General features: G+C 64.4%; 20 protein-coding genes and 1 pseudogene. 4 read left to right on the forward strand and 17 right to left on the reverse strand.

All coding sequences use genetic code 11. The annotated features are described in order from the left end of the window. Positions 1 to 7: 7 nt before the first annotated feature. Together NZ993_04250 and NZ993_04255 are read right to left on the reverse strand one after the other, a co-directional pair. A complete protein-coding gene (locus tag NZ993_04250; GenBank protein MCS7155005.1) occupies positions 8 to 472 on the reverse strand; it encodes a hypothetical protein in 465 nt (154 codons plus the stop codon). Between the two features lie 159 nt (positions 473 to 631). Beyond that, on the reverse strand, positions 632 to 1,627 hold the full coding sequence (locus NZ993_04255) for an ABC transporter ATP-binding protein (protein ID MCS7155006.1): 996 nt from the start codon (positions 1,625 to 1,627) through the stop codon (positions 632 to 634). A 122-nt stretch (positions 1,628 to 1,749) separates the two neighbouring features. Here NZ993_04255 and uvrB point away from each other — a divergent pair, with 122 nt between their 5' ends. Next, the gene (gene uvrB / locus NZ993_04260; protein ID MCS7155007.1) at positions 1,750 to 3,786 is read left to right on the forward strand and encodes an excinuclease ABC subunit UvrB; all 2,037 of its coding nucleotides are present in this window, start codon (positions 1,750 to 1,752) and stop codon (positions 3,784 to 3,786) included. Here the strand turns inward: uvrB and NZ993_04265 are convergent. The 8 genes and pseudogenes from NZ993_04265 to NZ993_04300 all read right to left on the reverse strand — a co-directional run bounded on the left by NZ993_04265 (position 3,772) and on the right by NZ993_04300 (position 15,035). Next, positions 3,772 to 4,938, reverse strand: a complete 1,167-nt coding sequence (locus NZ993_04265; GenBank protein ID MCS7155008.1) for a phospholipase D-like domain-containing protein — start codon at positions 4,936 to 4,938, stop codon at positions 3,772 to 3,774. The two genes, uvrB and NZ993_04265, sit on opposite strands and share 15 nt — an antisense overlap. Before the next feature lie 266 nt (positions 4,939 to 5,204). Continuing rightward, positions 5,205 to 5,561 (reverse strand): annotated as a pseudogene (locus NZ993_04270) (PaaI family thioesterase). Positions 5,562 to 5,632: 71 nt separating this feature from the next. After that, positions 5,633 to 9,511: an ATP-binding protein gene (locus tag NZ993_04275; GenBank protein ID MCS7155009.1), complete on the reverse strand. Its 3,879-nt coding sequence runs from the start codon at positions 9,509 to 9,511 to the stop codon at positions 5,633 to 5,635. Positions 9,512 to 9,518: 7 nt separating this feature from the next. Further along, positions 9,519 to 9,947, reverse strand: coding sequence for a DUF4783 domain-containing protein (locus NZ993_04280; GenBank protein MCS7155010.1), 429 nt, complete (start codon positions 9,945 to 9,947; stop codon positions 9,519 to 9,521). 59 nt (positions 9,948 to 10,006) lie between these two features. Then, a complete protein-coding gene (locus tag NZ993_04285; protein ID MCS7155011.1) occupies positions 10,007 to 10,984 on the reverse strand; it encodes a D-glycerate dehydrogenase in 978 nt (325 codons plus the stop codon). A gap of 8 nt (positions 10,985 to 10,992) precedes the next feature. Next, a complete protein-coding gene (locus NZ993_04290) occupies positions 10,993 to 13,362 on the reverse strand; it encodes an endonuclease MutS2 (GenBank protein ID MCS7155012.1) in 2,370 nt (789 codons plus the stop codon). After that, positions 13,359 to 14,360 (reverse strand): sugar phosphate nucleotidyltransferase, encoded by a 1,002-nt coding sequence (locus NZ993_04295; GenBank protein MCS7155013.1) that lies wholly within the window; start codon positions 14,358 to 14,360, stop codon positions 13,359 to 13,361. Before NZ993_04295 ends, NZ993_04290 begins: the two co-directional genes overlap by 4 nt. Then, the gene (locus NZ993_04300; GenBank protein ID MCS7155014.1) at positions 14,361 to 15,035 is read right to left on the reverse strand and encodes a hypothetical protein; all 675 of its coding nucleotides are present in this window, start codon (positions 15,033 to 15,035) and stop codon (positions 14,361 to 14,363) included. Positions 15,036 to 15,262: 227 nt separating this feature from the next. Here NZ993_04300 and NZ993_04305 point away from each other — a divergent pair, with 227 nt between their 5' ends. From NZ993_04305 to NZ993_04315, 3 genes are read left to right on the forward strand one after another with little or no spacing between them, the layout of a single operon-like run. Beyond that, positions 15,263 to 15,913 carry a hypothetical protein gene (locus NZ993_04305; protein MCS7155015.1) on the forward strand — a complete coding sequence of 217 codons (651 nt, stop codon included), beginning with the start codon at positions 15,263 to 15,265 and terminating at the stop codon, positions 15,911 to 15,913. Next, on the forward strand, positions 15,907 to 17,106 hold the full coding sequence (locus tag NZ993_04310; GenBank protein MCS7155016.1) for a peptidoglycan DD-metalloendopeptidase family protein: 1,200 nt from the start codon (positions 15,907 to 15,909) through the stop codon (positions 17,104 to 17,106). The genes NZ993_04305 and NZ993_04310 overlap by 7 nt, the downstream gene beginning before the upstream one ends. Next, entirely contained in the window at positions 17,103 to 17,708 is a 606-nt protein-coding gene (locus tag NZ993_04315; GenBank protein MCS7155017.1) for a molybdenum cofactor guanylyltransferase, read from the forward strand. The genes NZ993_04310 and NZ993_04315 overlap by 4 nt, the downstream gene beginning before the upstream one ends. Here the strand turns inward: NZ993_04315 and nadD are convergent. The 7 genes from nadD to holB form a co-directional block, all read right to left on the reverse strand. Next, positions 17,705 to 18,292 carry a nicotinate-nucleotide adenylyltransferase gene (gene nadD / locus NZ993_04320; protein ID MCS7155018.1) on the reverse strand — a complete coding sequence of 196 codons (588 nt, stop codon included), beginning with the start codon at positions 18,290 to 18,292 and terminating at the stop codon, positions 17,705 to 17,707. The genes NZ993_04315 and nadD overlap by 4 nt on opposite strands. 5 nt (positions 18,293 to 18,297) lie before the next feature. Beyond that, complete coding sequence (bamD, locus tag NZ993_04325) at positions 18,298 to 19,116, reverse strand: outer membrane protein assembly factor BamD (protein MCS7155019.1); 819 nt, start codon at positions 19,114 to 19,116, stop codon at positions 18,298 to 18,300. A 13-nt stretch (positions 19,117 to 19,129) separates the two neighbouring features. Next, on the reverse strand, positions 19,130 to 20,791 hold the full coding sequence (locus NZ993_04330) for an amidohydrolase (protein ID MCS7155020.1): 1,662 nt from the start codon (positions 20,789 to 20,791) through the stop codon (positions 19,130 to 19,132). A gap of 73 nt (positions 20,792 to 20,864) precedes the next feature. After that, positions 20,865 to 22,109, reverse strand: coding sequence for a DUF5103 domain-containing protein (locus tag NZ993_04335; GenBank protein MCS7155021.1), 1,245 nt, complete (start codon positions 22,107 to 22,109; stop codon positions 20,865 to 20,867). Positions 22,110 to 22,126: 17 nt separating this feature from the next. Further along, on the reverse strand, positions 22,127 to 22,942 hold the full coding sequence (dapF, locus tag NZ993_04340; GenBank protein ID MCS7155022.1) for a diaminopimelate epimerase: 816 nt from the start codon (positions 22,940 to 22,942) through the stop codon (positions 22,127 to 22,129). Further along, entirely contained in the window at positions 22,939 to 24,078 is a 1,140-nt protein-coding gene (locus NZ993_04345; GenBank protein ID MCS7155023.1) for a Signal peptidase-like protein, read from the reverse strand. Before NZ993_04345 ends, dapF begins: the two co-directional genes overlap by 4 nt. Before the next feature lie 135 nt (positions 24,079 to 24,213). Beyond that, positions 24,214 to 25,359 carry a DNA polymerase III subunit delta' gene (gene holB, locus NZ993_04350; GenBank protein MCS7155024.1) on the reverse strand — a complete coding sequence of 382 codons (1,146 nt, stop codon included), beginning with the start codon at positions 25,357 to 25,359 and terminating at the stop codon, positions 24,214 to 24,216. Positions 25,360 to 25,374 lie beyond the last annotated feature (15 nt).

Raw genomic sequence — 25,374 nt, forward strand, 5'->3', positions numbered from 1 at the left:
CCGACGATCACTCCCAGCTAGCCACGTGGACCTTGGTCGCGTCCACGGAGTCCCCGATGAAGTCCGGCCCGTCGGGGTCCTTGAGAAAATACACTTTCGCCGTATCGTTGACGAAGAGGATAAAGCGCTTACCTGTTCTCGGGGAGAAGGGCAGGGAATCCGGGACAAAACGCGAGCCGACGTAGACCGGAAACAGGCTATCGAGCCTGGCCTGCACGAGCGAGTCCGTTTTCAGAAACTGGATCAGGGAATCCCAGTTGGCCGTGAAGCGGCCGAAGGCCCGAAAGAACTCTCGCTCGGCCGTTCGGACGTTGTCCATGCGGATGCGGACGAGCTCCGTCATCCGCTGCTGGCGTTCGTACTCCCGCCACGGGTCTGTAATCGAGCGATAGAGCAGATAGCCCAATACGGCGATAAGAACGGCCAAGACACCCTTGAGCAGGTTTTGCAGTGTGTTTTGTGGTGACGCCATCCGCAAGCCTCCTGTGATCCGTAACAGCCCTCCGCGAGCTCCCGAAAAGGCCTTTTTATGGGGCCGATCATCGGCAAGCAGGGCGCGTGAAAATACGCGCGCAGCGCCTGAAGCGCAACGCGCCTAGACTCTAGCTCGGTCGGATTACAACAAAGTTGCCTAGCCGGTGGCCCGTACGCGTACCGGCCTTCGCGGGCGTATCCGAACGGCTAAGGCCTCGGGGAAATCGGCCGGCACCCAGACACGCAAAGGTTCCGCTTCAGCCTGCACCAGCAATTCCACATAGAGCCCAAAAAACTGCCGAGCCAACACGGGCCAGCCGGCCGGATCCGGGCTGACGTCCCAGTCCTCCGGACGTACGGCCCATCGGTGCCCGGGCTCGGAACGCAACCCCCAAGCCTCCACCCAGGGCGCCTCAGGCAGCACGTTGGCGCCCAGAAAACGAGCCACGAACTCGGTCTCGGGCTGCCTATAGACCTCCTGCGGCGTGCCTACTTGCTCCAGCCGCCCCTGCCACAGGATACCTACCCGATCGGCTAGGGCTAGAGCCTCCTGCTGGTCATGGGTTACGTAGATGGCCGTAAGCCCGCTCTCGCGCTGCAGGCGCTTAAGCTCCGTGCGAGCCTGCTCGCGCAGCGCCGCATCCAGGTTGGAAAGCGGCTCGTCAAAGAGCATAAGACGAGGCTCCAGGACGAGCGCACGGGCCAGGGCTACGCGCTGCTGCTGACCACCGCTCAGAGCGGAGACGGGCTTGCTCAGCTCCCGCTCCAAACCCAGCCGCCGCAAGATGCGCATCGCATGCGCATGTTGTGCTGAGCGTGCCAGGCCTCGCGCGGCTAGCCCGAAGCCCACGTTTTCCAGCACGTTCAGGTGGGGAAATAAGGCGTAATCTTGAAAGACCATCCCCACAGGTCGCCGCTGCGGAGGCAGTTCGGTGATATCCCCGCCGTCAAGCCAAATGCGGCCGAGATCGGGCCGCTCAAGGCCGGCTATGAGCCGCAGCAAGGTGGTCTTGCCGCATCCGCTTGGCCCTAGCAGAGCAAAACATTCCCCCTGCGCGACCTCCAGGTCGATACCGCGCAGCACCTCCTGATCCGAAAAGCGCTTCCAGATACCGGCTAGACGCAACACGGCCGTGAAGTTAGGGCTACGCAAGGCGCGAAAAAATAGCGCTCCGGCTCTACATCCCACCTGGGCCCGATACCTGCCCGGAAGAAAAAGCCGGAACCGAACCCCACACCAGCCCGTTTTTGCTCTCTGGAAGAGGGGGGCAAAGAATGCCGTTTCAGCTTGTCTCCGAATACGAACCCACCGGTGATCAGCCTAAGGCGATTCGAGAGCTCGTCGAGGGGGTACGACGCGGCCTCAAATACCAGACCTTGCTGGGCGCCACGGGCACGGGCAAGACGTTTACCATCGCCAACGTGATCGCCCAGGTCAACAAACCCACTTTGGTGATCAGCCCCAACAAGACGCTCGCCGCGCAGCTTTACGGGGAGTTCAAGCAGTTCTTCCCGCATAACGCCGTGGAGTTCTTCATCTCCTACTACGACTACTACCAGCCCGAGGCCTACTTGCCGGCCACAGATACCTACATCGAAAAGGATTTCGCCATCAACGAACAGATCGACCGGCTGCGGCTGCGGGCCACAAGCGCCCTGCTATCGGGTCGAGACGACGTGCTGGTGGTCGCCTCCGTTTCGTGTATCTACGGGCTGGGCTCACCAGAGGACTACCGCAGCCAGATCCTGCACCTTAGAGCCGGACAGCCGCTGCGGCGTCATGAGCTGCTGTCGCACCTGGTCAACGTCTTCTATACGCGCCAAGATGAAACCCTGGAACCCGGCACCTTTCGGGTCCGAGGCGATCTCGTGGAGCTTTTCCCGGCCTATGAGGACGCTCCCTTGCGCTTCGGCTTCTGGGGGGATGTGCTGGAAGAAATCGTGCGCCTCGATCCCCTCACAGGGAGGGCGCAGGCCCATCTGGAAGCGGTTAGCATCTATCCCGCTAAGATCTTCGTTACGCCCGCTGAACAGTTGGAGCGGGCCATACGCAGCATCGAAGCCGAGCTAGAGGAGCGCCTAGCCGAATTGCGGGCTCAGGGTAAGCTCCTGGAGGCCCAGCGACTAGAGCAGCGCACACGCTTCGATTTGGAGATGATGCGGGAGCTCGGCTACTGCTCCGGGATCGAGAACTATAGCCGGCATCTGTCCGGCCGCGCGCCTGGCCAGCGGCCGTATTGTTTGTTCGATTACTTTCCGCGAGACTACCTGCTCATTATCGACGAGTCCCACATCGCCATCCCGCAAATCCGCGGCATGTACAACGGAGACATCAGCCGCAAACAGGTGCTCGTAGAGCACGGGTTTCGGCTGCCGAGCGCCCTGGATAATCGGCCGCTGCGCTTTGACGAATTCGAATCCCTGATCCAGCAGGTCATCTTCGTCAGCGCCACCCCGGGTCCGTATGAACTAGAAAAATGCGGCGGGGTGGTCGTGGAGCAGATCATCCGTCCCACGGGGATTTTGGACCCAGAGGTGGAGGTCCGACCAACGCGCAACCAGATCGAAGACCTTATGAACGAAATCCGGCGCGTGGTCGAGCGCGGGGAGCGAGCCCTGGTCACCACGCTCACCAAGCGCATGGCCGAAGACTTGACGGACTACCTGGTGAGTTTCGGTTTTCGCGTCCGCTACCTGCATTCGGAGATCGATGCCCTGGAGCGGGTGGATATCCTGCGCGATCTGCGGCTAGGTGAGTTCGACGTGCTCGTGGGAATCAACCTGCTCCGCGAGGGCCTTGATCTTCCGGAGGTGGCGCTTGTGGCGATCCTGGATGCGGACAAAGAGGGGTTTTTGCGCTCCGAGCGGTCCCTGATCCAGATAGCCGGACGGGCTGCGCGCAATGCGGCCGGCAAGGTGATCCTGTACGCAGATCGGGTCACCGAGGCCATGCGGCGCATGATCGAAGAGGTCCGCCGCCGCCGGGCTATTCAAGAGGCCTACAACAGGCGGCACGGCATCGTCCCGCAGACGGTGCGCAAACGACCAGAGCAGATCCTGCAGACGACCGCGGTGGCCGATCACCTGACCGCGCGTCAGGAGCGGCGTCGCTATTACGTAGAGCCCGAGCCAACGCAGGTCGTAGATCCGCTGGTCTCGTACTTGAAGCCGGAGCAACGGCAGCGGCTCATAGCGGAACTCAGGCGCCAGATGCGAGAGGCCATCGAGGCCTGGGAGTTTGAGCGCGCAGCCGAACTGCGGGACGCGATCCGACAGCTGGAGCAGCTCGAAGGCGCCCTAGGGCCTTCTTAAGAAGGGGGCCTGGGCCAGGGCCTGTTGCGCCTGTGCGCGCAGCAGGGCGAATTCCTCTTCGTAGTAGCGGGCTAGTTCCGGATCTTCGATGATGAGGAGGTTCTCCTCGTTGGCGCGCTCGGCGTTGGCCGTGAAGTTGTACGAGCCCGTAATGACGATACGGCCGTCGATCACGTAGACCTTGTGGTGCATCACGTATGGGTTGCCATCCTTGAGCACGTCGAGGCCCTCGCGCCTGAGCCGCTCGAAGTCCGCCCCGGCGGCCTCCACGTTTCGGGTTTCAAAAATCCCGCGCACCTGCAAACCGGCCCGATGCTTAGCGATGAGCCAACGGGCCTGCCCGTTGGCCGTAAAGGCGAAAGCCATTAGCAGGATGCGCTCCTGCGCTGCGGCCAAGCGACGCTCGATGGCCCGCTCGGCCCCGCCGCGAGGCGAAAAGTACGTCTCCACCCGCGCCCCTTCGGGAAGCTTGACTACGGGATGCGGAATCTCCCGCCTGTCGTAGGACCCGAAGCGGCCTGCGAAGAGCGCCTCAAAACGCCAAGCATAGTTGGCCACGATTTCGGGCCTCGACAGCCGAAGCATGTTGTTGTTGTTGCGGTAGGTCTCGTTTTCCGTCATGTTCCAGGAGCCGGTCCAGAGCACCCGCCCGTCCAGGATGGCGAACTTATGATGCATGAAGGCCGGTCGTCGATCCCACGCGATGGGTACGCCCTCGGCCTCTAGCCGGCGCACGGCGCGCGCCATGCGGGGATCAGACAGGTTTTCCGCATCCAGAACCAGCCGGACCCGAACCCCTCGTCTGTGAGCGCGCACGAGGGCCTCCACGATGCGGGGGGCGTCCAGATCGAAGACGGCTATGTCAACGGAGCGGCGCGCGGCCTCAAGATCCGCTGCAAAGACCTCATCCAGCCCTCCGCGGCGCGTTTCGGGCCGATCCGGATAGCGGGGGCGCGTAAAGTAGGCCGTAAACCACTTGCCCTGGCGCACCGCGACAGCCTCCGAGGGGGCAAGCGGGGGCGCGGGAACCTCCGAGCTCGGCAGAAGCCGCCGTAGCAGCTCCCCTGCTCCGCCGCGGTAGGCCAAGTAGGCCAAGGCCGCAAGCAGGATAAGCCCGCTTACCCATCGCAACGGTGCGGCGCGACGCAGCATACGGAGGGCTTTCAGGATTCACTAAGCAGGGCCTGGGCCCTGTTGAGGGCCTCTTCGGGATCGGCGGGCCCCTCTAGATTGAGCCGCCGGAGCAATGCAAAAAGACGATCCGGCTGTATGAGGCCGGCTCGCAGTTGGGCTTCGGCCCACTGCAGGACGGCCTGGGCGACTTCGTCGGAGAGGTTGTCCGTGAGGCGGGCGTTCTCGCGCAGGCGCTCCAAGGCCGCCTCCGGATCCGCCTCCGCCGCGGGCAGATCAGCCCGTCGCACGGGAACGATGGCTATCGTGCAGCGGCCAACGGCTACAAGCCGGTCGGCCTCGTCGCGAACGCGTACGTCCCAGACGTGCAGGCGCCTGCCCAAATGCAGGGGTTTGGCGATGGCCTCCACCCATCCGCCAGTCTTGGAACGCAGATGGTTGCAGTTGATCTCCACCCCCACGGGCATCGAACCGGGCGGACAATGCAGAGCGCTGCCGAAGGAGGCGACCGTTTCCACCAGGGCCGCCGTGGCCCCCCCATGCAGCAGGCCCATGGGTTGTTTGTGGCGCTCTGATACGGGCATGCGCAGCACAAGCCGATCGGGGCCTACCTCCCGGAACTCCATCTCCATCCACTCGCCCATCGTGCCCCGAAGGCGCTCCTGAAAGGCCTTGCGCAGCAGTTGCGGATGCAGATTCGGATCGGGCCAGTTCGTCATGTTCCGCCCGTCGTTTCCGATTCCGATGAAGACGCCGAGGCCGAAACGCCCGCCTGAAGCGGAAGTTCCACAAAAAACGTCGTTCCCCTGCCCAGTTCGGTCTCGAAGTACACCCGTCCCCCCAGGTCCTCCACCGTCTTGCGCACGATCGCCAAGCCCAAGCCCATGCCGCTGGATTTGGTCGAAAAATTCGGCAAAAAAAGCTTGTCCCGGATCTCCGGCGGGATGCCCGGACCGGTATCCGATACGGCCACGCGCACGTATCCGTTTTGGGCCCTGAGCTCCAGGTGCACCTCTCCGCCCTTGGGCATGGCTTGTATGGCGTTTTGCAGCAGGTTCACGAAAACGCGCCGCAGGTCTTCGCGTCCGGCCCGCACGACGTGAGGTTGATCCGGAAACAGGCAGTTGATTCGGATGCCCGGATGCTGCTCGAAAAGCGCGGCCGCCTCTTGCAGGACCTCTCGCACGTCCAGCGGCTCCGGGGGGGCTGGACTCATGCGGGCGAAGTGGGAAAACTCCGAGGCGATGCGGCTGAGCGTTTCGATTTGCTCCAGCAGCACGCGCACGGTGCGCGCGAACAGGTCGCCGAAGTCTTCGCGGCCCTCCCGGTAGCTGCGTTCCAGGTACTGAAGGCTCAGCTTCATGGGCGTAAGGGGGTTGCGGATTTCGTGCGCGACCTGTCGGGCCATTTCGCGCCAGGCCAGCTCCTGGGCCTGTCGGGTCAGGGCCTTCTGCGAGCGATCCAGCTCGGCCAGCATGGCGTTGTAGGAGCGAGCCAGCTCCCCCAGTTCGTCTTCGGTCCGCACCGGAATGGGCTCATCGAGCCGCCCCTGGGCCACCCGCTCCAGCCCAGCCCGCAGTCGCCGCAGAGGGGCGGCGACGGCGTCAGCCAACAAAGCCACAAGGAGCACCATAACAAGCAATACCCCCGCATAGGCGCCGATAAGGTAGGCCATCGTGGTGGCCAGCTGCAGCTCGACGCGCTGCTGCTGCGGCAGCGTGGGTACGGCCAACACGCCGCGGAAGGTGCTGGGGGGCTGCTGCAAAAGACGATAGCCCGTCCAAAACGTAAAACGTCCGATCTGCGTGCGGCTAAATACCTCCAGCAGCCCTTCTCCATAGAGCTGCCGATACACGGCAAGGGGCAACCGATCGTCGAGCAGGTGGTACTGAAAGACCGCCGGCCGGCTTGTGGCTTCTAGCCGCGCTTCGCGATAAAGGTTGATGTCCACGTCCAGCAATTGGGCCAGAGAGTCCAACTGCGCACTGGCGACTCGAAACCGGGCCGTCTCCCAGGCTCCTGCGCGCCCCAAGTACGCCTGTACGGTCTCGAGATCCCCGCGCACCTGCTGCCGCAGCTGCTCTAGGTTCTGCTGTCGGATAACCCGGTAGGCCATCCCGCCTACGGCGATGAACACGAGCAACGACAGAAGCAGCACCGCGTCGAAAAGCTTGTCCCGGAAACGCCGATACCGCCACAGCACCCCTCGGGGCAGAGCGAAGCTAAGGGCCAACAACAGGCACAGAGCGGCCGCAAACGCCGGCGGCCACAGCTGGAAGGCGAAAAACAGATGCAACAGCCCGGCTGGGGCCTCCGCACGCACAGCCACCACGCGTTCTTGTCCGGCGGGGCGATAGAGGGTCCAATACGTGCGCTCCCCCTCGCGCTCCAGCCGCCACTGGTCCTGGGTGAGGGCCGGCAGATCCAGCCGATGGCGCGCAAAGGCCCCACCCCGGCTGCGCAGTAGCTGTCCGCGTTCGAAGACGGCCACAGCGAAGCGAGCCTGCCAATCGGCATACATCTCCGAGCGCACCAGCACCCGCGGAAGGGGCATGTCGATAAGCGTGCTCAGGCCCGTCGGCACAGCGCGGACCACGATCCAGCCCACAAAGAAGCGGCGGTCCGGGGTGAGCACCGGAGCCACCCCCTCATAGCGCTCTTGACGACCGGAACGCCCGGGCACCACGTACACCCAAGGTCCAGCTCGGCGCACCTGCCGGTAATAGGAGGCGATCCAGTCAGCCGGAAGCCGCTCCGGAAGAGCGGGCCCCAGTACAATCGCCTCCGGTGGATGGTTGCGGCCGCGGCCCAGTAGGTCGTATACTCGCAGCTCGATTTGATATCCGCGTAAGGCGCGCAAAAGGGCCCATAGCCCCATATCGGCCAACAGGGAATCCACCGAGCCCCCGGACCGGCGCAACGCCTCGGCCAGTTCAGGCTCGCCTTGTAGCTGGCGCAACGCCTGTTCCAAGGTGAACATCACCCAGCGATCCTCCTGACGCACCAGGCGCTGGGCGAGCTCCTGCATCTGCACCCGCCACTGCGCGCGCACCGCCCGCAGCCATAGCGGATACAAAAGCAGCACAAGGACCGTAGGGGCCAACAGCAGAAAACGCAGGGCCATCCCATAGGGCAGTAGCGGCCCGCCCGCGCCCTGCGAGCGCAGGCGCCATAGCGTGTACGCCAGCGTCGCCCCGAAGGAAAAGGCCAGGTGCAGATCCCAGGCCGCAGGCCTTGCGACGCCGGCCACAAGAAGGCCTCCCAACAGCGCGGTCGCCGCCGCAAGAGGGCTCAAGGGCGGAGATCGCCGCTCCAGCTGCCCCAAAGGCCAAAGGCCCACAAGCAGCATGGCCGTCCCCAGCAGACACAGGGCCGCATATAACCCCATCACGGGGAGGTCCGGCAATAGCCCCTGTAGCGCGAGATACGTAAGCGTGGAATCAACGGCCAGCTGCTCCAAGAGCCTCCCCAGGCCCGCCCAGATTAGGCCCAGAAAGAGTCCGCAAAACGCGTAAGCCGGCCCCCAGAGGGTGTTTGTCGGGAGGAAAGCCGGCGGCCAACGGGCCCACCGCCATAGGCCGAGCGCCCAGCCGAAGGCGAAAAGGCCCGTTAGCAACAAATCCCCTAGCGAGCGGCTCAAGCTCCCCAAAGCTCCGGATCCAAGCCAAACCGGTCGGAACCATTCCCCCGTCCACGGCACAGCTTGAAGCGCCCATCGAAAAGCCCACCAGAAAAGGCTCCACACAAGCAAGGCGAGCTCGGGTCGGGGGCCATTCAGCGGAGGACCCCATCGAAGCGCCAGCAGGACGCACCCCAAGATGAGCCAGAGCGCCCACAGGCCTTTGCTGGCCTGGGCAAACCAGGGCAGAAACGCGAGGGGGCGCTCTAGGCGGCCTACGCGCACCAGCCCTACCATGCGGCCGTCCGATAGACGCAAGGGCGCACCTTCGGCCATATTCGCCTGTGGCTCACCTACGGACCCTAGCCAATGGATCTCAATCCCCCTACCCCATCGCTCCCGCCAAGGTCGCACCCAATCGTATTCGCGGATATAGGCGTTTTGCACGGGCAACCAGGAACGGAGCAAGCGCCCGATCCGCACAAAACCGAGCAGGCGATCTTGAGTCCGCACGGGATGCAGCGCCACCAAGTACACCCGACGGCCCGGCTCCACGATGAGCTCGCCCTGCGGCCCTTGAGCGCTCCCTTCTGCGGCCAGGGGCATCCGCTGGCCACGCCAGGCCAGCTCCCGACCATCGGGGTCCAGAACATCCACACTCCAGAGCTCCTCCTCCCAGCGCAGCTGCTCCAGCCAGCTCACCAGCGTCCAAGTCTGGCCCTCTAGCCCCTGGCGCACGATGGGATGACGGACTAGCTGCGTGGCACGCCCTTGTAGCTCAGCCTCAAACCCCCTCCATGCGTTCTGGATGGCTTCTTGGACCTTTTGGCGGGCTCGGGCTTCGGCCTCATCCCAGCGAAGCCAGCGCGTATACTCCCACAGCCCCCACAGGCCAAACAGGCAGAGGCCCCCTCCGAAATACGCAAAAAGGACGATACGCGCGCATCGTCCTCGCTGTAGCCTCTTGCAACGCATGGGGTGTTCAGGTTTCAAAGCGCAGCTCTTCGATCTCCCATCCCCGTTCACCCATGCGGAGCAGCACGTAGACGCGCAGCTGCCCCCGGCGACCATCGGGGCCGCGATACGTGTACACCCCTATGCCATAAGAGCTGCCGTCAGCGCCCCCACGGTGGCGAAACTGAAAACCGGCGGGGGGGAAGCGCTGAAAGAACGCGCCCAGGACGTACTCGGCCTGACGACGGCTGTAGAGGTCGCGCTCTTCCAGCACAGCGATCTCCACGCCCTCTTTGACTAGGGTCACCAGGGCCCGCACCGCGCCGCTCGACAAGGCGCTCTGGATCTGCGCAAAGGGCCCCTCAGCCGGTTCCCGCGGCGGGCCTCCGGTCTGGGCCCACAGGGGGGCGAAGCCCGCCCACAGCATCAGCCCCAGTATTCGCAGCTTGCGACCCATAGGCACACCGCAATTAGGTACGATGGAAGTGGTCTTGTCAACGCCGGCGGGTTTAGCCGCTAAGTGAGAGCCTCTGGGTTGACGACCCGGGGCACCGGTCCGCGGCCAGAAAGAGCGGCGATAATGGATTCGGCGCACAGCACGGCCATGCGCTCCCGGGCCTCGCGCGTGGCGCTGCCAATGTGGGGCGTAAGGACCACGTTGGGCAACTCCAGCAGGGCCGGATGGACGCGGGGCTCCTCTTCGAAAACGTCCAGACCCGCCCCCGCGATGCGCCCCGCTTGCAGGGCTTCCACCAAAGCGGTCTCGTCCACAACGGGCCCCCGGGCGGTGTTGATAAGGATCGCCGTGGGCTTAAGGCGCGCCAGCGCGCGCCGGTCGATCAGGTGATACGTCTCCGGCGTAAGCGGACAATGCAGCGAGACCACATCGGCCCTCTCCAGGAGCTCCTCCAGGGAAACGTACTGGGCTCCGACCAGATACGTGAGCGTCGGGTTGGCGGGTCGACGGTTATGGTACAACACATCCATGCCAAAGGCCACGGCCCGACGGGCTACGGCGTAGCCGATTCGGCCCATCCCCACGATGCCCAGCACCTTGCCGCGCAGCTCCAGCCCCAGCCACAAATTGGGCTTCCACCCCGTAAAGCGGCCCTGACGCACAAAACGATCGGCCTGCACCACGTGCCGGGCCACGGCCAGGATAAGGGCCATCGTCAAATCGGCCGTGGCGTCGGTCAGCACATCGGGGGTGTTCGTGACCAGCACCCTCCGGCGCGTGGCGGCGGCTATGTCGATGTTGTTGTAGCCCACGGCGTAGTTGGCGATGATCTTCAACCGAGGCAGGGATTCGATCACCCGGGCCGTGATGGGATCCTGGAGCAAACTCAGGAGCGCGTCGGCTTCTTGGGCGGCCGCGATGATCTCCTCTTCGGTAAGAAACCGATCTTCCGTGTTGAGCAGCACCTCGGCCTGCTCCCGCAGCAGCCGAAGCCCGGCCTCTGGAATAGGGTATGTCACGAAGACTTTGTACTTCACAACGCCTCCTAGCGCAACATCAGAATACTGACTCCGGCTCCGCCCTCCTCCGGACGAGCCTCAGCCCAGCCGGAGACAGCCGGATGCGACCGGGCCACCTCCTGCACGACCTGCCGCAGCACCCCGTGGCCCTTGCCGTGGATGACGCGCACTTGCTGCAGACCCGCCGCCAAGGCTTCATCCAGAAAGCGCTCCACCGCTAAGGCGGCCTCCGCGGAGCGCATGCCGCGGATGTCCAGCTCATGCCGAGCGTGCAGCGCCAGCATGGGGCGTGCGAGAGAGCGCACTTGCACCGGTTCCGGCTTGGGGGCCATTACGGCGCGCCGCACTTGATCTAGGTGCGTACGCAACCTGAACTCTCCCACGCGGAGCAGCACTTGATCACCCGACACCTCCAGAACCTGCCCCCGAAGACCGGCCCGATCCAGTAATTCGACCCAATCGCCCACGGCTATGGGCTCGGCGGCCTTGGCCGATGTGGCAAGCTGGTGGCGTTCACGTCGTATGGACTCATGCAGCCGCTCCAGCGCGGCCCGGGCGTTTCGGGTACGCTCCCGCTCAGCCTGCGCCTCCCGGATCTCCCGAATCGTGCGCTCCACGGTCGCGCGCGCCTCCGCAAGCACGCGTTCGGCCTCCTCCAGGGCTTTTGCGCGCAGCGCCGCAAGCTCGGCCTCCCAGCGGGCCTTTTGTGCGGCCCACTCCGAGCGCATGCGCTCTAGCGCCTCTCGTTCTTGCTCCAGACGCAGACGCGCCTCGGCCATAGCCTGGCGTTCCGCCTCCCAGGCGGCTAGAACCGATTCTAGCTTACCTGAGCTGGCCCGCATGCGCGCCTGAGCCCTGTCCAGGATCGCATCCGGCAACCCGATGCGTCGGGCGATCTCGAAAGCATAAGAACGGCCCGGAAGCCCGGCTTGAAACCTGTAGGTGGGCTTAAGCTGCTTTTCATCAAAAGCCATGGAGCCGTTTTCCGCCCCCTCTGTGACCAGAGCCCAGGACTTGAGGGCTCCATGATGGGTGGTCACGATCACGCGGGCGTTTTTCTGGAGCAGCTCCTCCAAGACGGCTTGCCCCAATAGCGCCCCTTCTTCAGGGTCTGTGGCCGTGCCGAGCTCGTCGATGAGCACCAGCGTCCGCTCGTCGGCGCGCGCCAGGATGTCCCGCTGACGAGCCAGGTGGGCGCTAAAGGTGGACAGATCGCTTTCCACCGACTGCGCATCGCCGATGTCCACGCCTACGCGCTCGAAGATGCCGATGCGGCTTCGGGGATGAGCGGGTATAAGCAGGCCCGCCTGGGCCATGAGGACCAACAGACCCACGGTCTTCATGGTCACGGACTTGCCCCCGGCGTTGGGGCCGGAGATCACAAGCACCCGAGCTCGCCGGCCCACCTCTAGCGTCACGGGGACTACGGAGCTTTTGTCCTCCCGGCTCAGCCACAACACGGGATGTCGGGCCTCGTAAAGCGCGACGGATCCGTCGGCTGTGAGCTCCGGCATCTCGGCTCGAAGCTCCCGGGCCAGCTGGGCGCGCGCCCAAAGCTCATCGAAAGAGGCCATGAGCTCTAGGTTCCGTTCTAAGCTGGCCAGCTGAGCGCGGACCGATTCGGTCAGAGCGCGCAGTACGCGCTCGCGTTCCCGCTCGATTTCCGCCTCCAGGGCGCGCAGCTCGTTGTTGAGCTCCAAGACAGCCGCAGGTTCGACGTACACCGTCTGGCCCGTAGCCGAGACGTCGTGCACAAACCCCGCCACATGGCGCTTATGCTCGACGCGAACGGGCAAAACAAGACGACCGGCCCGAAACGTAGGCTGATCTTCGGCTAAAAAACCCTTTGCGGCCCATTGCTGCAGGATCTGCTCCAGACGCCGACGCAGCTGAGCGTCCACGCGGGCCTGCTCCTGATGAAACCGGATAAGCTCTGGGGAGGCCGTCGGGCGCACCTGTCCATCTTCCGTAAGGGCCTTCAGGATGGCCTCCTCTAGCTCCGGAAGCGGAATTAGGGAGCCAAAGGCCTCCCAAAGTGGGGCGCACTGCTCGCGACGAAGCGCCAGGTAGCTACGCAATCGCCGAACCTGTCGAAGCCAACGGGCGAGCGCAACCAGTTCAGCTCCGGACAAGGCGGCGTCCACAACGGCCGCCGCTTTGAGGCTTGTGCGCACATCCGGCCATGGCTCCATAGGAGGGGGATCGTCGCAGGCTAGGAGGGCTTTTAGCGCCTCTGTGCGGCTCATCCAGAGCCGGATCCGATCCAGATCGGTCCAGAAGCCGAGCTGGCGGATCCGCTCTCGACCGGGCTCGGAGAGCGCTAGGCTTTCCAAGCGCGACCGGAGCGTTCCGAAACCCAGCAGCTCCGGCGCGTGAGCCGGAATGCACTCTATCATGCGCCTTCAGCCGCGCTGTGATCGCCCACGTTGAAGCGGCCTGAAAGCCCCCGCAGGCGGGCGTGCTGTCCGATGAAGCTCTCCTCCAAGGCTACGCGCACCAGCTCGGCTCTGCGGTTTACGATGGAGCGCCGCACGATCGCGTCCTCCAGGCGCGCGCCCGCCTCTACGGAAACATATGGGCCCACCACGGAGCGCGAGATCACAGCGCCTGGACCCACATAGACGGGCTCAATCAGGACGCTCCTTTCTACCGCGGCCGCCGGATCCACGGAGCGTCCCAAACGTTCCAAGAAGTAAAACGTGCTCCGTAAGGTGTCCGCGACCGTGCCGCAATCAAGCCAAGCCGAAACGCTTGAGGTGGCGAAATGTAGACCCTGTTTGAGTAGGTCATCCAAGGCGTCCGTTAGCTGCAGCTCCCCTCCGTATCCGCGCCGGTCTTCTGCGATCAGGCGCTCCAAGGCCCTGCGCAGGTGCGCCCCTTCTCGGAAGTAGTAAATGCCGACTATGGCCTTGTTTGAGATAGGCGTGGAGGGTTTTTCTACGAAATCCGTAATCCGGCCCTCGCGCTCGAGCACGACCCCGAAGCGTCGGGGGTCCTGAACTTCGCAGGTCCAGACGACGGCCTCCGCCTCGAAATGCGGCGCGTGGTCCAGTTCAAAAAGCGTATCGGCAAAAGCCACCAACACTGGGCCCGCAAGCAGCTCGGCCGCCATGTAGACGGCGTGCCCCGTACCCTCAGGCCGCTCTTGGCGGTAAAAGCGCGCCTCAAAGCCCAGACGATCGCAGATGGCCCTGAGCTCCCGAGTTACCTCCGGACCGAAATCGCCCAATACAAAACCCACGGTCGCGATGCGCTCCGGAAGGACGGCGGCGAAGGTCTCCAGGATGCGTTCGATCATGGATTTGCCCGCAATGGGTAGCAGGGGCTTGGGCGTGGTGTGGGTGTGCGGCCGCAGACGCGTGCCCTTGCCCGCCATGGGCACCACAAGATGCATTCAGTCCCCCTCTTCGCAAAGAATCCAGAGCGTGGCGCGGTGTTCGATGGCCTCATACGGGCGACCCCGTACGGTGCCGGAGCGCTCCAGGCGCACCACAGCAAGCAGCCCATAAGAGCCGGGCTCAAGCGGCGCCATCTCGACAAGCCCTTCGGCGTCGGCTATGCGTTCTTCCGCCGTCTTGTGAGCGCCTATGAGCTGCAGCCTAGCGCCTGCCGCGGGACGGTTGAAAAACTCCAAGCGCACAAGCCAGGGCCTTCCCGGCTGCGGCCAGCCGCTGGGCAAGAGCCGCAGACTAAGATGCGGAACCGGCATGGTCGAGGGCTTGGGGCCTGGGCCGAGCAGGAAGCTCTGCGCATAACAGTGCACATACAAGGCCGGACGTTCCGGCGCTTCGTAGTAGCCAAGGTCGTAATACAAGCCCAACGCTAGGGGAGGACGTTCCGGGCTCACGTAGAAGCCCAACTTCCGCTGCGCGTTTATGCTTAAGCGCAACGTCTCAACGTCGAGCTCTTGGGCGCGTTCGGCCCAAATCCGGGCCCGCACCAGCGCGCTCTCCACCGCGGGCGGCAAGACCCCGTCCGCTTCCGGATGCCCATAGCGCACCTCCACCCAAAGTCGCCCCGCCGAGGCCTGAGCCGGCGGGGGCGGTATGATCCAGAACATCGGTTCCATGGCCCGATCCGAAAAACCGGCTCGAAAATACGCGCCTAGGCGCTTCGCTGTAAAGGCGCTTCTTGTCCGGGCTCGATCGGCATCGCCATATTTACAACAGTGGAGACGAAGGGAGACCTGGCATGTCTCGCGGCCTTTTACCGGCGTCCTTGATTTTATGCATCCTCCTGGGCTGCGCAAGCCGCCCTCCGGCCTCCCCCTCATACACTCCCGAGGAGTTATGGCGCATGGCCGCAGAACGCTTGCAGCCCGCCCCCCCACCGGCCCAGATGAGCTTCGAACTTACGCTCCAGACCCCGCAGCAGAGCCTGCCAGCGGGGGGTGAGCTCTTCTTCCGAGGCGATAGCCTATTGTTTGCCCGCATCGTGGCCTTGATGGGGCTGGAGGTGGCCCGCGTGCGTCTAGTCCGGGACTCCCTGGAGATCTGGGACCGCTTCAACGGACGGATCGTGATGCTGGGCGCGCGCCCCCGTCAGCTGCCCTTCGGATTGGCCCTGCCTGAGCCGGTGCGCTTTAGCCCGGCTCTGGTGTGGACGTGGCTATCAGGACGGGATCTGGCCCGCTTTTGGTCCGATAGCGCACGCCTTGAGCTCGCCGAATCCGAACAGCCCTCCTGGCGGGGGCCGGATGTTCGGATCAGCTTGGACCCCACCAACGGGCTACCAGCGCGCCTGGAGCGATATGCCGGAACGACCCTGCTAGAGGAACGGCGCTACGAGGAGTGGTCGTCTTGGAACGGCGCCTGGCTGCCCCGTCGGATTCTGGTGCGCAGACCCCGCGAGGGATGGGAGCTCGTGTATCGCCTGCGCGCCCTCTCCGAATCCGGCGCCCCGCCAGAGTGGAACCCTCCGCCACAGCTTCCCCGGTTGCGATGGTAGGCCTGCTGTTGGGGTTTCTGTGGCTGGCCAGCATCCCGGCCTGGGCTCAGGATCCGAACGCGCGTCAACAGACACAGCAGGAGCTGGAGCTGCTGCGCCAGGAGATTCGACGCTACGAAGAAGCCTTGCGCCGCGCCCAACAGGCCGAACGTCAAGCCCTTCGGCTGTTGGAGAACTACAACCGGCAGATCCGACTGCGGGACGCCTTGCTGGCGACTCTAGCCCGGCGCGTACGGGAGCTAGACGCGGAAATGGCGCATACGCAGGAGCAGATCGCGCAGATTCAAGACCGATACAGGGGGCTTTTGGAGCAGTATCGTCGGCGGGCCCAATACGCCTATCGATACGGCCGGCTGCATGAGCTGGCCCTCGTCTTTACGGCCGAGAGCTTCAATCAGGCCCTCATCCGGGCTCGCTATCTGCGACGCTTTGCCCAGGAGCGTCGCCGGCAGGCTGAGGCGCTGCGCGAGCTGGAGCGGCTGCTTCTGGAAAAGCAACGAGCCCTGGCCAGCCAGCGAAGCGCTAGCCAAACCCTGCTACAGGACTCCGAGCGGGAGCGGCGGGCGTTGTTGGCCAAGCTGCAAGAAAGAGATGCCTTCGTACGCTCCCTGCGCCAAGACCGGGCGCGCATCCAGCGGGAGCTTGAAGCCAAGCGCCGGTATGCGCGGGAACTGGAGCGTCGACTGGCCGCGCTTATCGCGGAGGAGCAGCGCCGCAGCGCGGCCGAAGCAGCGGCCTCGCCGGAAGCGGAAGCGAACCTAGCGCGGCTCAGCGGGGACTTTGCGGCCAACCGAGGGCGACTTCCCTGGCCCGCCGACGGTTTTATCGCCGAGCGCTACGGCAGGCGCGTGCATCCCGAGTACGGTACGCAGACGCTCAACATCGGCATCGACATCGCCACCCCGCCGGCCGCCCCCGTTCGGGCCGTCTTCGACGGGCGCGTAACGCGTGTGCTTTTTATGGCCGACTACGGCAACACGGTGCTCATTCAACATGGGGCCTATACGACGGTGTATGCAAACCTCTCGACCGTGTTCGTGCAAGAGGGCGAGCTCGTAGCGGCCGGCCAGATCATCGCCCGGGCGGGCCTGGAAGAATCCCCTCGCGGCACGGGGGTCTTCTTCGCCCTCTGGCATGGACAGAGGCACGTCGATCCCGAACCCTGGCTTGCACCCCGCCGGGAAAGACCATGAGCGTAAGCCCGCAAGAAGTCTCGGCCGTGCTGCTGGCCGGAGGACAAAGCCGGCGCTTCGGGGGTCGGGACAAAGCCTTATTGCCCTGGGGGGACCGGACGCTGCTGGAGCATCTCGTAGACCGGCTGCATGCGGTCTTTGAGGATCGCGTGCTGTTGTCCGCACCTCGAAACCGAAATTATCCTACGGCGGTGCCGCGCGTAGAGGATCGCTACCCCGGAGCCGGACCCTTAGCGGGCATTCATGCGGCCTTCAAACGGTTGCGCACCCCTTATCTGCTCGTGCTCGCCTGCGATTTGCCTTTCGTAAGCGAGGCCTTTCTGCGTTGGCTTGCTGTGCATCCCCCCGCGGAGGCCGTGGTGCCAACCGTGAACGCTCAGCCCATGCCCTTATGCGCTCGCTACAGCCGAACCGCCCTGGAGCCCCTGGTCGTTTCGCTTAAGCTGGGGGCGTTTCGGGTCCTGGACTGGCTGCAGACGCTCGAGGTGGAGCTGATCCCCCTTGAGTCCTCTCCGTTTTCCCCTGAGGTGCTCTTCAACATCAACACCCCCGCGGACTACGAACGGGCCCGGCATCTGGCCGCCTCCGGAACGCTTTCCTAAGGAACCCGATACAGGCCTCGCTCTTCGATGTAGGCACGCACGGGCTCCGGAACCCAGAAGCGAATCGATTGGCCCCTACGCACCCGCTCTCGGATAGCGCTAGCCGAGATCCCGATAAGAGGGGCCTCCAGAAAAGTGACCTCCGCCCTCCATTCCGCGGGGATAAGCTCGGACTCGTATCCCGGACGTTCCACCACGACAAGCCGAGCCAGCTGTACGATGCGATGGGGCTCTCGCCAACTGGCAAACTGTCTTAGGCTGTCGCTTCCCAAGATCAGATGCAGACGCGCCTCGGGATATATCGTCTGCAGCTCCTCGAGGGTATGAACCGTATACGAGGGCCCTTCGCGGGCGAACTCCAGATCCGAGGCCAGAAATCCGGGCGCCTCCGCTACAGCAAGCTGCGTCATGCGCAGTCGGTCTTCGGCTGGGGCCAACTCCGGATCCTCAAGCTTATGCGGCGGGCGCGGGGCGACCACAAACCAAACAGCTTCCAGGGCGAGCGCGTCGCGCACGTATTCGGCCATGAACAGATGCCCCCAGTGCGGAGGGTTAAAGGAGCCACCCAGGATGCCGATGCGCATCAGCTTCAGCGGATGGCCTGTTCCGAGGGGAGCCGGCTTTGGATCTCCGCGGCCAAGGCCTCTACCTGGGGCCGCAAGGGGCTTTGGGGGAAGAGCTGACGAAAGCGGTTTACGGCCTCCAAGGCCATCCGGTACCGCTCAGCTTGACGGGCCCGCACGCTGGAGTGCGCAAAGGCCGCATAGGCTTGGATCTGGCCCAATAGGGCCTTGTCGGCCCACTCGGATTCCGGATACTGGTTGAGCACCTCGGCAAAGGTGAGCGCAGCCGCCTGCCAGGCCTCCATGCGCATGTACAACTGAGCCGCTTCGTAAATCTTATGCGCCAGCCGGTTGCGCAGCTCCGCGACATATTGGCTGGCTTCGGCTGCGCGGGGGGAGTCCGGATAGCGCATCACAAACAGGCGCAATAAGTCGAGGGCCCGCTGCGTGTCGGCCTGATCCAGGTAATGCGGCGGCGCGAGGTGATAATAGCATAGGGCGCGCTCGAACTCAGCCTCCGGCAGGTGTTCGCTTCGGGGATAAAGCGTAATGTAGCGGTTGTACTCGTTGGCGGCCGCCAGGTAGTCGCGCGCACGAAAATAAGCCCGGGCCAGCAGCAGCTGCGCCGGTTCGGCATACGCATGGCCGCGGCCGAACTCGAAGACCCGTTGGGCCATTTCGGCCGCCTGGCTGTAACGACCCCTTTCGAATAGGGCCTTGGCGCGCTCGTAAGCCTCCTCGGCCGTATCGAGGCGCTCGGCGGATCGAGAGGCCGCACAGCCACTCCACATTAGAGACCCCACTAGCAGGGCCCTGCACAGAGAGGTAGGCAGAGATCGCCGCATGAGGGGCATCTTGCTAGCGTCCAGCCCGATAGACGCGCTCACCCCCTAGCCAGGTTTCCAGCACGCGTACATTAGCGATTTCCCGCTCCGGTATGGTGAACACGTCTTGATCGATCACGATAAAATCGGCCAGCTTGCCGGGCTCCAGGCTGCCCTTGAGGTCCTCCTCAAAGGCCGCGTAAGCGGCCCCCAGCGTGAAGGCGCGCAAGGCCTCAAGACGCGTCAGCCGCTGGTCCGGATACCATCCTCCGGGAGGCCACCCTTGCAGATCCTGGCGCGTTACAGCCGCGTAGATGCCCCAAAAGGGGTTGACGGGCTCCACGGGGAAGTCCGATCCGGCGGCAAACCGCACTCCGGCATCTAGGAAGCGCCGCCAAGCGTACCCTCCCCGAATGCGAACCGGCCCGACCCGCTGCTCAGCCCAGTACATGTCGCTTGTGGCGTGTATGGGCTGCATGGAGGCGATCACGCCCAGTTCGCGAAACCGGGCTATATCCTCTAGAGCCACGACCTGGGCATGCTCGATGCGGGGGCGCAAATCCCGTCGGCCGGTGCGCGAAAGGGCGTATGCGATCGCCTCCAAGGCAACGCGGTTGCCCCGATCGCCGATGGCGTGGATAGCCACCTGAAAACCACAGCGCATGACGCGCTCCACCTGCTGGGCGAGCGAATCCGCGGAAACAATTAGCAGGCCCCGGTTGCCCGGATCGTCGGCGTAGTCGGCCAACAAGGCCGCCCCGCGCGAGCCTAAAGCGCCGTCGGCGTACAGCTTGACGGCGCGCACGGTGAGCCGGTTGCCGCCGTATCCGATAAGGGGACCTTGGGAGCAAAAACGCGACAGGGTCTCCCCCACTCCGCCGATCATCGCGTATACGCGCAGCGGGAAGCGGCCTTGATCGATAAAGCGACGGTAACGCTCAATCGTGCGGCCGTCGACGCCGGCATCGTGTACACCTGTGATGCCATATCGGAGGCACTCTCGGATGGCCAGCTCCAGGGCTCGCTCTAGCTCCTCCTCCGAGGGCGGAGGGATGACGCGCTCCACTAGCGTCATGGCGCGGTCTATGAAGACCCCCGTGGGACGGCCATCTGGATGGCGCAGGATTTTACCGCCCTCCGGATCCGGGGTCTGCGCCGTGATCCCGGCTAGCGCCATGGCCTTGCTATTGGCCCAGGCGGCATGTCCGTCGATGCGGCGCAGCCAGACGGGCCGATCCGGAAAGACCCGATCCAGGTCCTCAGCCGTCGGAAAGGCCTTCTCGGGCCAGCGGTTCTGATCCCAACCGCGTCCCATGATCCAGGAACCAGAGGCGAAGTTTTGGGCGAAGCGGCGCAGGCGCTCCAGGATCTCCTCTTTGGAGTTGGCGCCCACCAAATCGGCCTGCAGCATGCTCAGGCCCAGGCCCATTAGGTGCGCGTGCCCGTCGATTAGACCCGGCAGGACCACGCGTCCGGCCAGATCAACTTCGGTGCGCGCCCGAAAGCGACGTCGCAGTTCGGCCGCGCTACCGACGGCCGCGATGCGATCTCCGCGCAAAACCATGGCCTCGACCTGAGCCGGCTCGGCCAGGGTGTAAATCCGGCCGTTATAGAGCAACACGTCCGCCGCTTCTTGCGCCATAACCGGCCCACCTATGAGGAACGCGCTTAGTATGGTGCCCCAACCCGTGCGCATAGGCTTATGCTGACGGTTATCGATAGCGATGCGAAAATACGCCCCGGATCGACCATCGGCGCAAACGCGCCGATCAGCGCAACGCGCTCCCCACCCACAACAGGCGATCCGTGGGAATGCGGGGGTCGCGGTAGTATACGAAAGCGGTAAAGAGCGCAACGTTCGGAAACAGCCGCTCAAAGACGGGCCGTAGGCGGCCGGTGCGGCCGTCCAGGGTTACGTATTGGTACGCGTACACCCCCTGCTTGAGCCGGATCGTAGCCCGATAGCGTCCGGATGCCGGATCATAGCGCATCTGAAATTGCGCACCGGGGCGGAAGTCGTTGAAACTGCCCACTAGGAACACGGGCCCCTCCAGACGGCGTCTTTCGGGGAGCTCCAGTTCGAAGTCCACATCCACGTATTCGGCCGTCAGGTCCACATCGGCCCGAGGAGCGTACCGCCGAATGATCGGATTAGACCCCACTAGGAGTTCCGCCTCTCCCCCGGTGGGGGAGGTCAGCCGATCTGTATCCAACTGCACCCGCACACCGGAGCCGCCGAATTCCACGCTTCGGATTCGAGGGAAGCGCGCGCCCTCCAGACGCGTCAGATCCAGCACAAAGGGCTCCTGTATCCAGGCTGGGGTGCGAAACGCGCCCGACCGATACTCCACCCAAGGGGATTCCAGCAGCACGGGCGGGGGGCAATCCGGGGCCTCCAGACGGCCGTTTACGGCGAAACAGGCGTGTAGGTCCCCAACGGGGTTGAGCACGAACTCCGGCGGGCGCACCCGCAGCACAGGCAACGGGAGCCGGCCGCGCACGGAGGCGAGCCAGTCCAGGTGGAGACGCGCCTCCAGGTTTTGCTCAGATACGTAAAAACGCCGCTCCAGCAGCACGGCATCCGTCTTAGGATGCAACACGCGCACCAGATACTGACCGCTGAGCCGAAAGGCGATCTGTTCGTTCGGAAAGGTGTAGCGCACATGATAGTACGGGATCCGCGTGCGGATTGAGGCCCGGTAGTCGCGCACCACGTCCCGGTCAAAACGCGCCATGTATTGCGTGGGCAGCAGATCGGGCCTGCCTGTGCGATCCAGATGATAAAAAACCACCTCCAGAGCCGGAGGGGGTTCGGCGCCCAGCCAGTCGAAGGCGAGCGTCAGGGTTTGCTTCTGGTCCAGCACGAGCACAGGCAGAGCCTCTTCGGCGCCAGTGGGAAACAGCTGTACCGTAGCCAGAGTGAGCGAATCGGTCCGATCCGACGTAGCCTCCGAAGGAAAGCGCTCTAACGACCCGGCCCCCGCGCAGCCCCCCAGCAGGGCGAGCGCAAGCATCCGACATGCGCTTCTGATCACGGCCCCTCCCCCAGGAACGTGCCCGCGAAGGTGACCTGCACGGGCCCCTCTAGATACAGGTTGATCCAGCGCCCCTCCGGGGTGGGCTCTCCGCCTACGGTGAGCACCCCGCCAGGCATGTGCACCTGCACGGGAAGCGAACCGATCCAACCTAGGCGATAGGCCACCAGGGCCGCGGCCAGAGCCCCTGTGCCGCAGGCCAAAGTCTCAGCCTCCACCCCGCGCTCGTAGGTTCGCACGCGCAGCGCGTCGGGGCCAATGGGCGCCACAAAGTTCACGTTGGCCCCCTCCGGACCCAGATCGGGGTGCGCCCGGAGGCGAGGGCCGAGTTGGTTCACCTCAAGCCCGTCCACATCGGCCAGCGGTCCAACGACGAGGTGTTCTGTGCCAGTGTCGATCCAACAGGCCGGCCAGCCGTCTACGGTCAACCCCGGCCGCCACGGACCCAGCTCGGGCCAGTAGAGCCGCACCCGCTCAGGCCCGCTTCGGGAGGCCCGGTATGGGCCGGAGTCGGTTCTAAAGACCACAGGATCGTCCGGGATGCCGTGCGCCCAGGCGAAGTAGGCCAGACACCGAGCCCCATTGCCGCACATCCGGGCCCGAGAGCCGTCTGCGTTGTAGTAGCGCATGCGAAAGGCGTATTCCGGATCCGACTCGAGCAGCAGCAACCCATCGGCCCCGATTCCGAAACGGCGCTCGCAGAGCCGGACGGCCCACCGAGGCTGCAGTTCGAGCTCAAGGCCCAGGGCGCGGTTGTCTACGACAACGAAATCGTTGCCCGCACCGCACATCTTCCAAAAAGGGATGCTCATCGGCGTCGCCGCTTTCTGCGCCTGCGGCTTGAAGACATCGACTGATTGAGCTGGGGTTCTGAGGAGGCCGCCGAGGAGGAAGATCCGCCGCGTTTACGCCGCCTCCTACGCCGTCTGGATGGGGCTTGGGACTGTTCCGGAGGCGGAGCTTCGGCGTCATCAGCGGGGGCCTCCTCCTCCAGCCAGGGCTCTCCATCCAAGCTCAAGTCGTCCGGAGCCGTCTCTTGAACCGGCGCTTGCACGGCCGGGATTACCCCCTGCTGGTTAAGCTCCAGGATCCGCCGCACCTCCGCTAACAGCAGGCTTTCCCAGGTGTCGGATTCAGGGTAGTGCACCCAGAGCCGTTCCTGGAAGATGTCGATCTTCTCGATCACACCCTCGCCGCGTTGCGTAAGCAGACGCGTACCCAAAGAGGGATACTGAGCGAGCGCTTCCAGGTACTGCTCCAACTCGTAATTCAAGCAGCATTTGAGGCGGCCGCATTGGCCGCTGAGCTTGGCGGGGTTGAGGGGCAGGTTCTGCACGCGCGCCGCCTGGGTGGAGACATGCTTGAACTCTTGCAGCCACGTTGAGCAACAGAGTTCTCGGCCGCAGCTGCCGATACCGCCCAAGCGGGCGGCCTCGTCTCGAACGCCGATTTGACGCAGTTCGATGCGCGTACGAAATTCGGCGGCGAGCTCGCGCACGAGCTGCCGAAAATCCACGCGGCGTTCGGCAGTGAAGTAAAAGGTAAGTTTTTTGCCGTCGAATTGCCATTCGGCGTCCACGAGCTTCATGCCCAGATTGAGCCGCTCGATGTATCGACGGCAGATCGCGAAGGCCTCCGTCTCGCGGGTTCGATTCCCCTCATGTCGGGCTAGGTCCTCGGCCGTGGCGCGACGCAGAATGAGGGGAAACTCCGTCTGTGGGTCGATCCCCTTTGCCTTCAGCCGCAGCCGCACTAGCTCTCCCGTCAGGTTAACCCGACCCAGGTCCACGCCGCGATCGGCCTGCACGATGACGGGATCTCCCGCTCGCAGGGCGAATCCTTGCTCGTTACGGTAAAAAGCCTTCCGATTCCCCTTGAACGAGACCTCCACCACGTCGAAGGTCTGCGCAGCCTGCTCGATACCAAAATCGGCCAGCCAGTCGAACACCCGCAGCGCGGGGCAGGCGCCTGTACCGCAAGCCCCACCCTGACATCCTTTACCGCAGCCACTGGCGCACCCGCTGCAACCAAAGGCGGGGCGCGCTGCCGTTGTGGCCATTGCCATCATGAGCGGTTCCCTGATTTATGCTTCCAGTCCCCCAGCTATCGGCTGGGCCTGCAGAGCTTGGCCGCGCATAGCCCGCCTTAACCGCAAGCTGAGCGCCATACTGACCAGGAGCGCGTTGCCGTTGCGTTCAATAGCCCGCAAAGCGTCTTCGGTGGCCTGGATCATCGCCTCTAGGTCCGCCTCCGGAAGCTTGGCGTGAAAACGCGCGAACACCTCGACCTGATCCGGATAGTAAAGCCCTTGAGGGTCCGGGTTGTGCCCATATCGCCACAGGTCGCGCAGCCAAAAAAGCAGAACCTGCAGGCGATCCTTGAGCTGCTCGCGATTCAGACGCTGGGCTTCTTCCGCATGACGAGCGAGCTCCATCCAGCGGCCCGAGGCCGCGGTCCGCAGCCACGCCAAGACGGCCTCGCGCTCCACACGCCAGGCGGCTTGGCGCAGCGCGAGGGCCCGCGAAAGGTTGCCCGCCGCGATGCGGGCCAGTGAGATGGCCTCCTCAGGCTCAAGCCCCCGCGCCCGAAGGGCCGCTACCACATCCTCCTCCGCAAGGGGATCAAAGCGAACCTTCTGGCAGCGCGATACGATCGTGGGCAACAGCCGATCCGGACGGCTTGTGGTGAGCACAAACAGAGTCGCCTCCGGGGGTTCCTCCAGGATCTTGAGCAAGGCGTTGGCCGCCTCCTGGCGCAGGGCCTCGGCCGCCAGGAGGAGCACCACCTGATAGCGCCCTTCATGAGGGCGCAGATATAGGCGGCGACGTAGGGCTTCGATCACGGCCACGCTGTAGAGGACCTGCCGGTTGCGCGCCCGATCCCCTTCGGCCTGACGCTGGCTGAAATCCAACTCCGCATACGGATCCTCAGCCAGCCGGGCCCGACGCTCTGCGATCTCCTCTTCAGAGGCGTCCGTCGGGGCCGGGAAGAGCACGTGAACGTCCGGATGTACCAGAGCGCGCACCTTGCGACAGGCCGTGCACTCATCGCAGGGGTCCGGCTCCCCGCGCCGGCATTGTAGGGCGCGGGCCATAAGCAAAGCGGCCGGCTCCGTTCCCGCGCCGCTGGGGCCATAAAACAGATAAGCGTGCCCCAAGCGACCGCTGCGTAAGGCCCTGCGCAGCGTCTCAAGCGCCCGAGATTGCCCGATAAGTTCCTGCCAACCCATAGCCTTGCACCGCCG

This window comes from Bacteroidota bacterium, from assembly GCA_025059945.1.
In the GTDB taxonomy this organism is placed as follows: domain Bacteria; phylum Bacteroidota; class Rhodothermia; order JANXDC01; family JANXDC01; genus JANXDC01.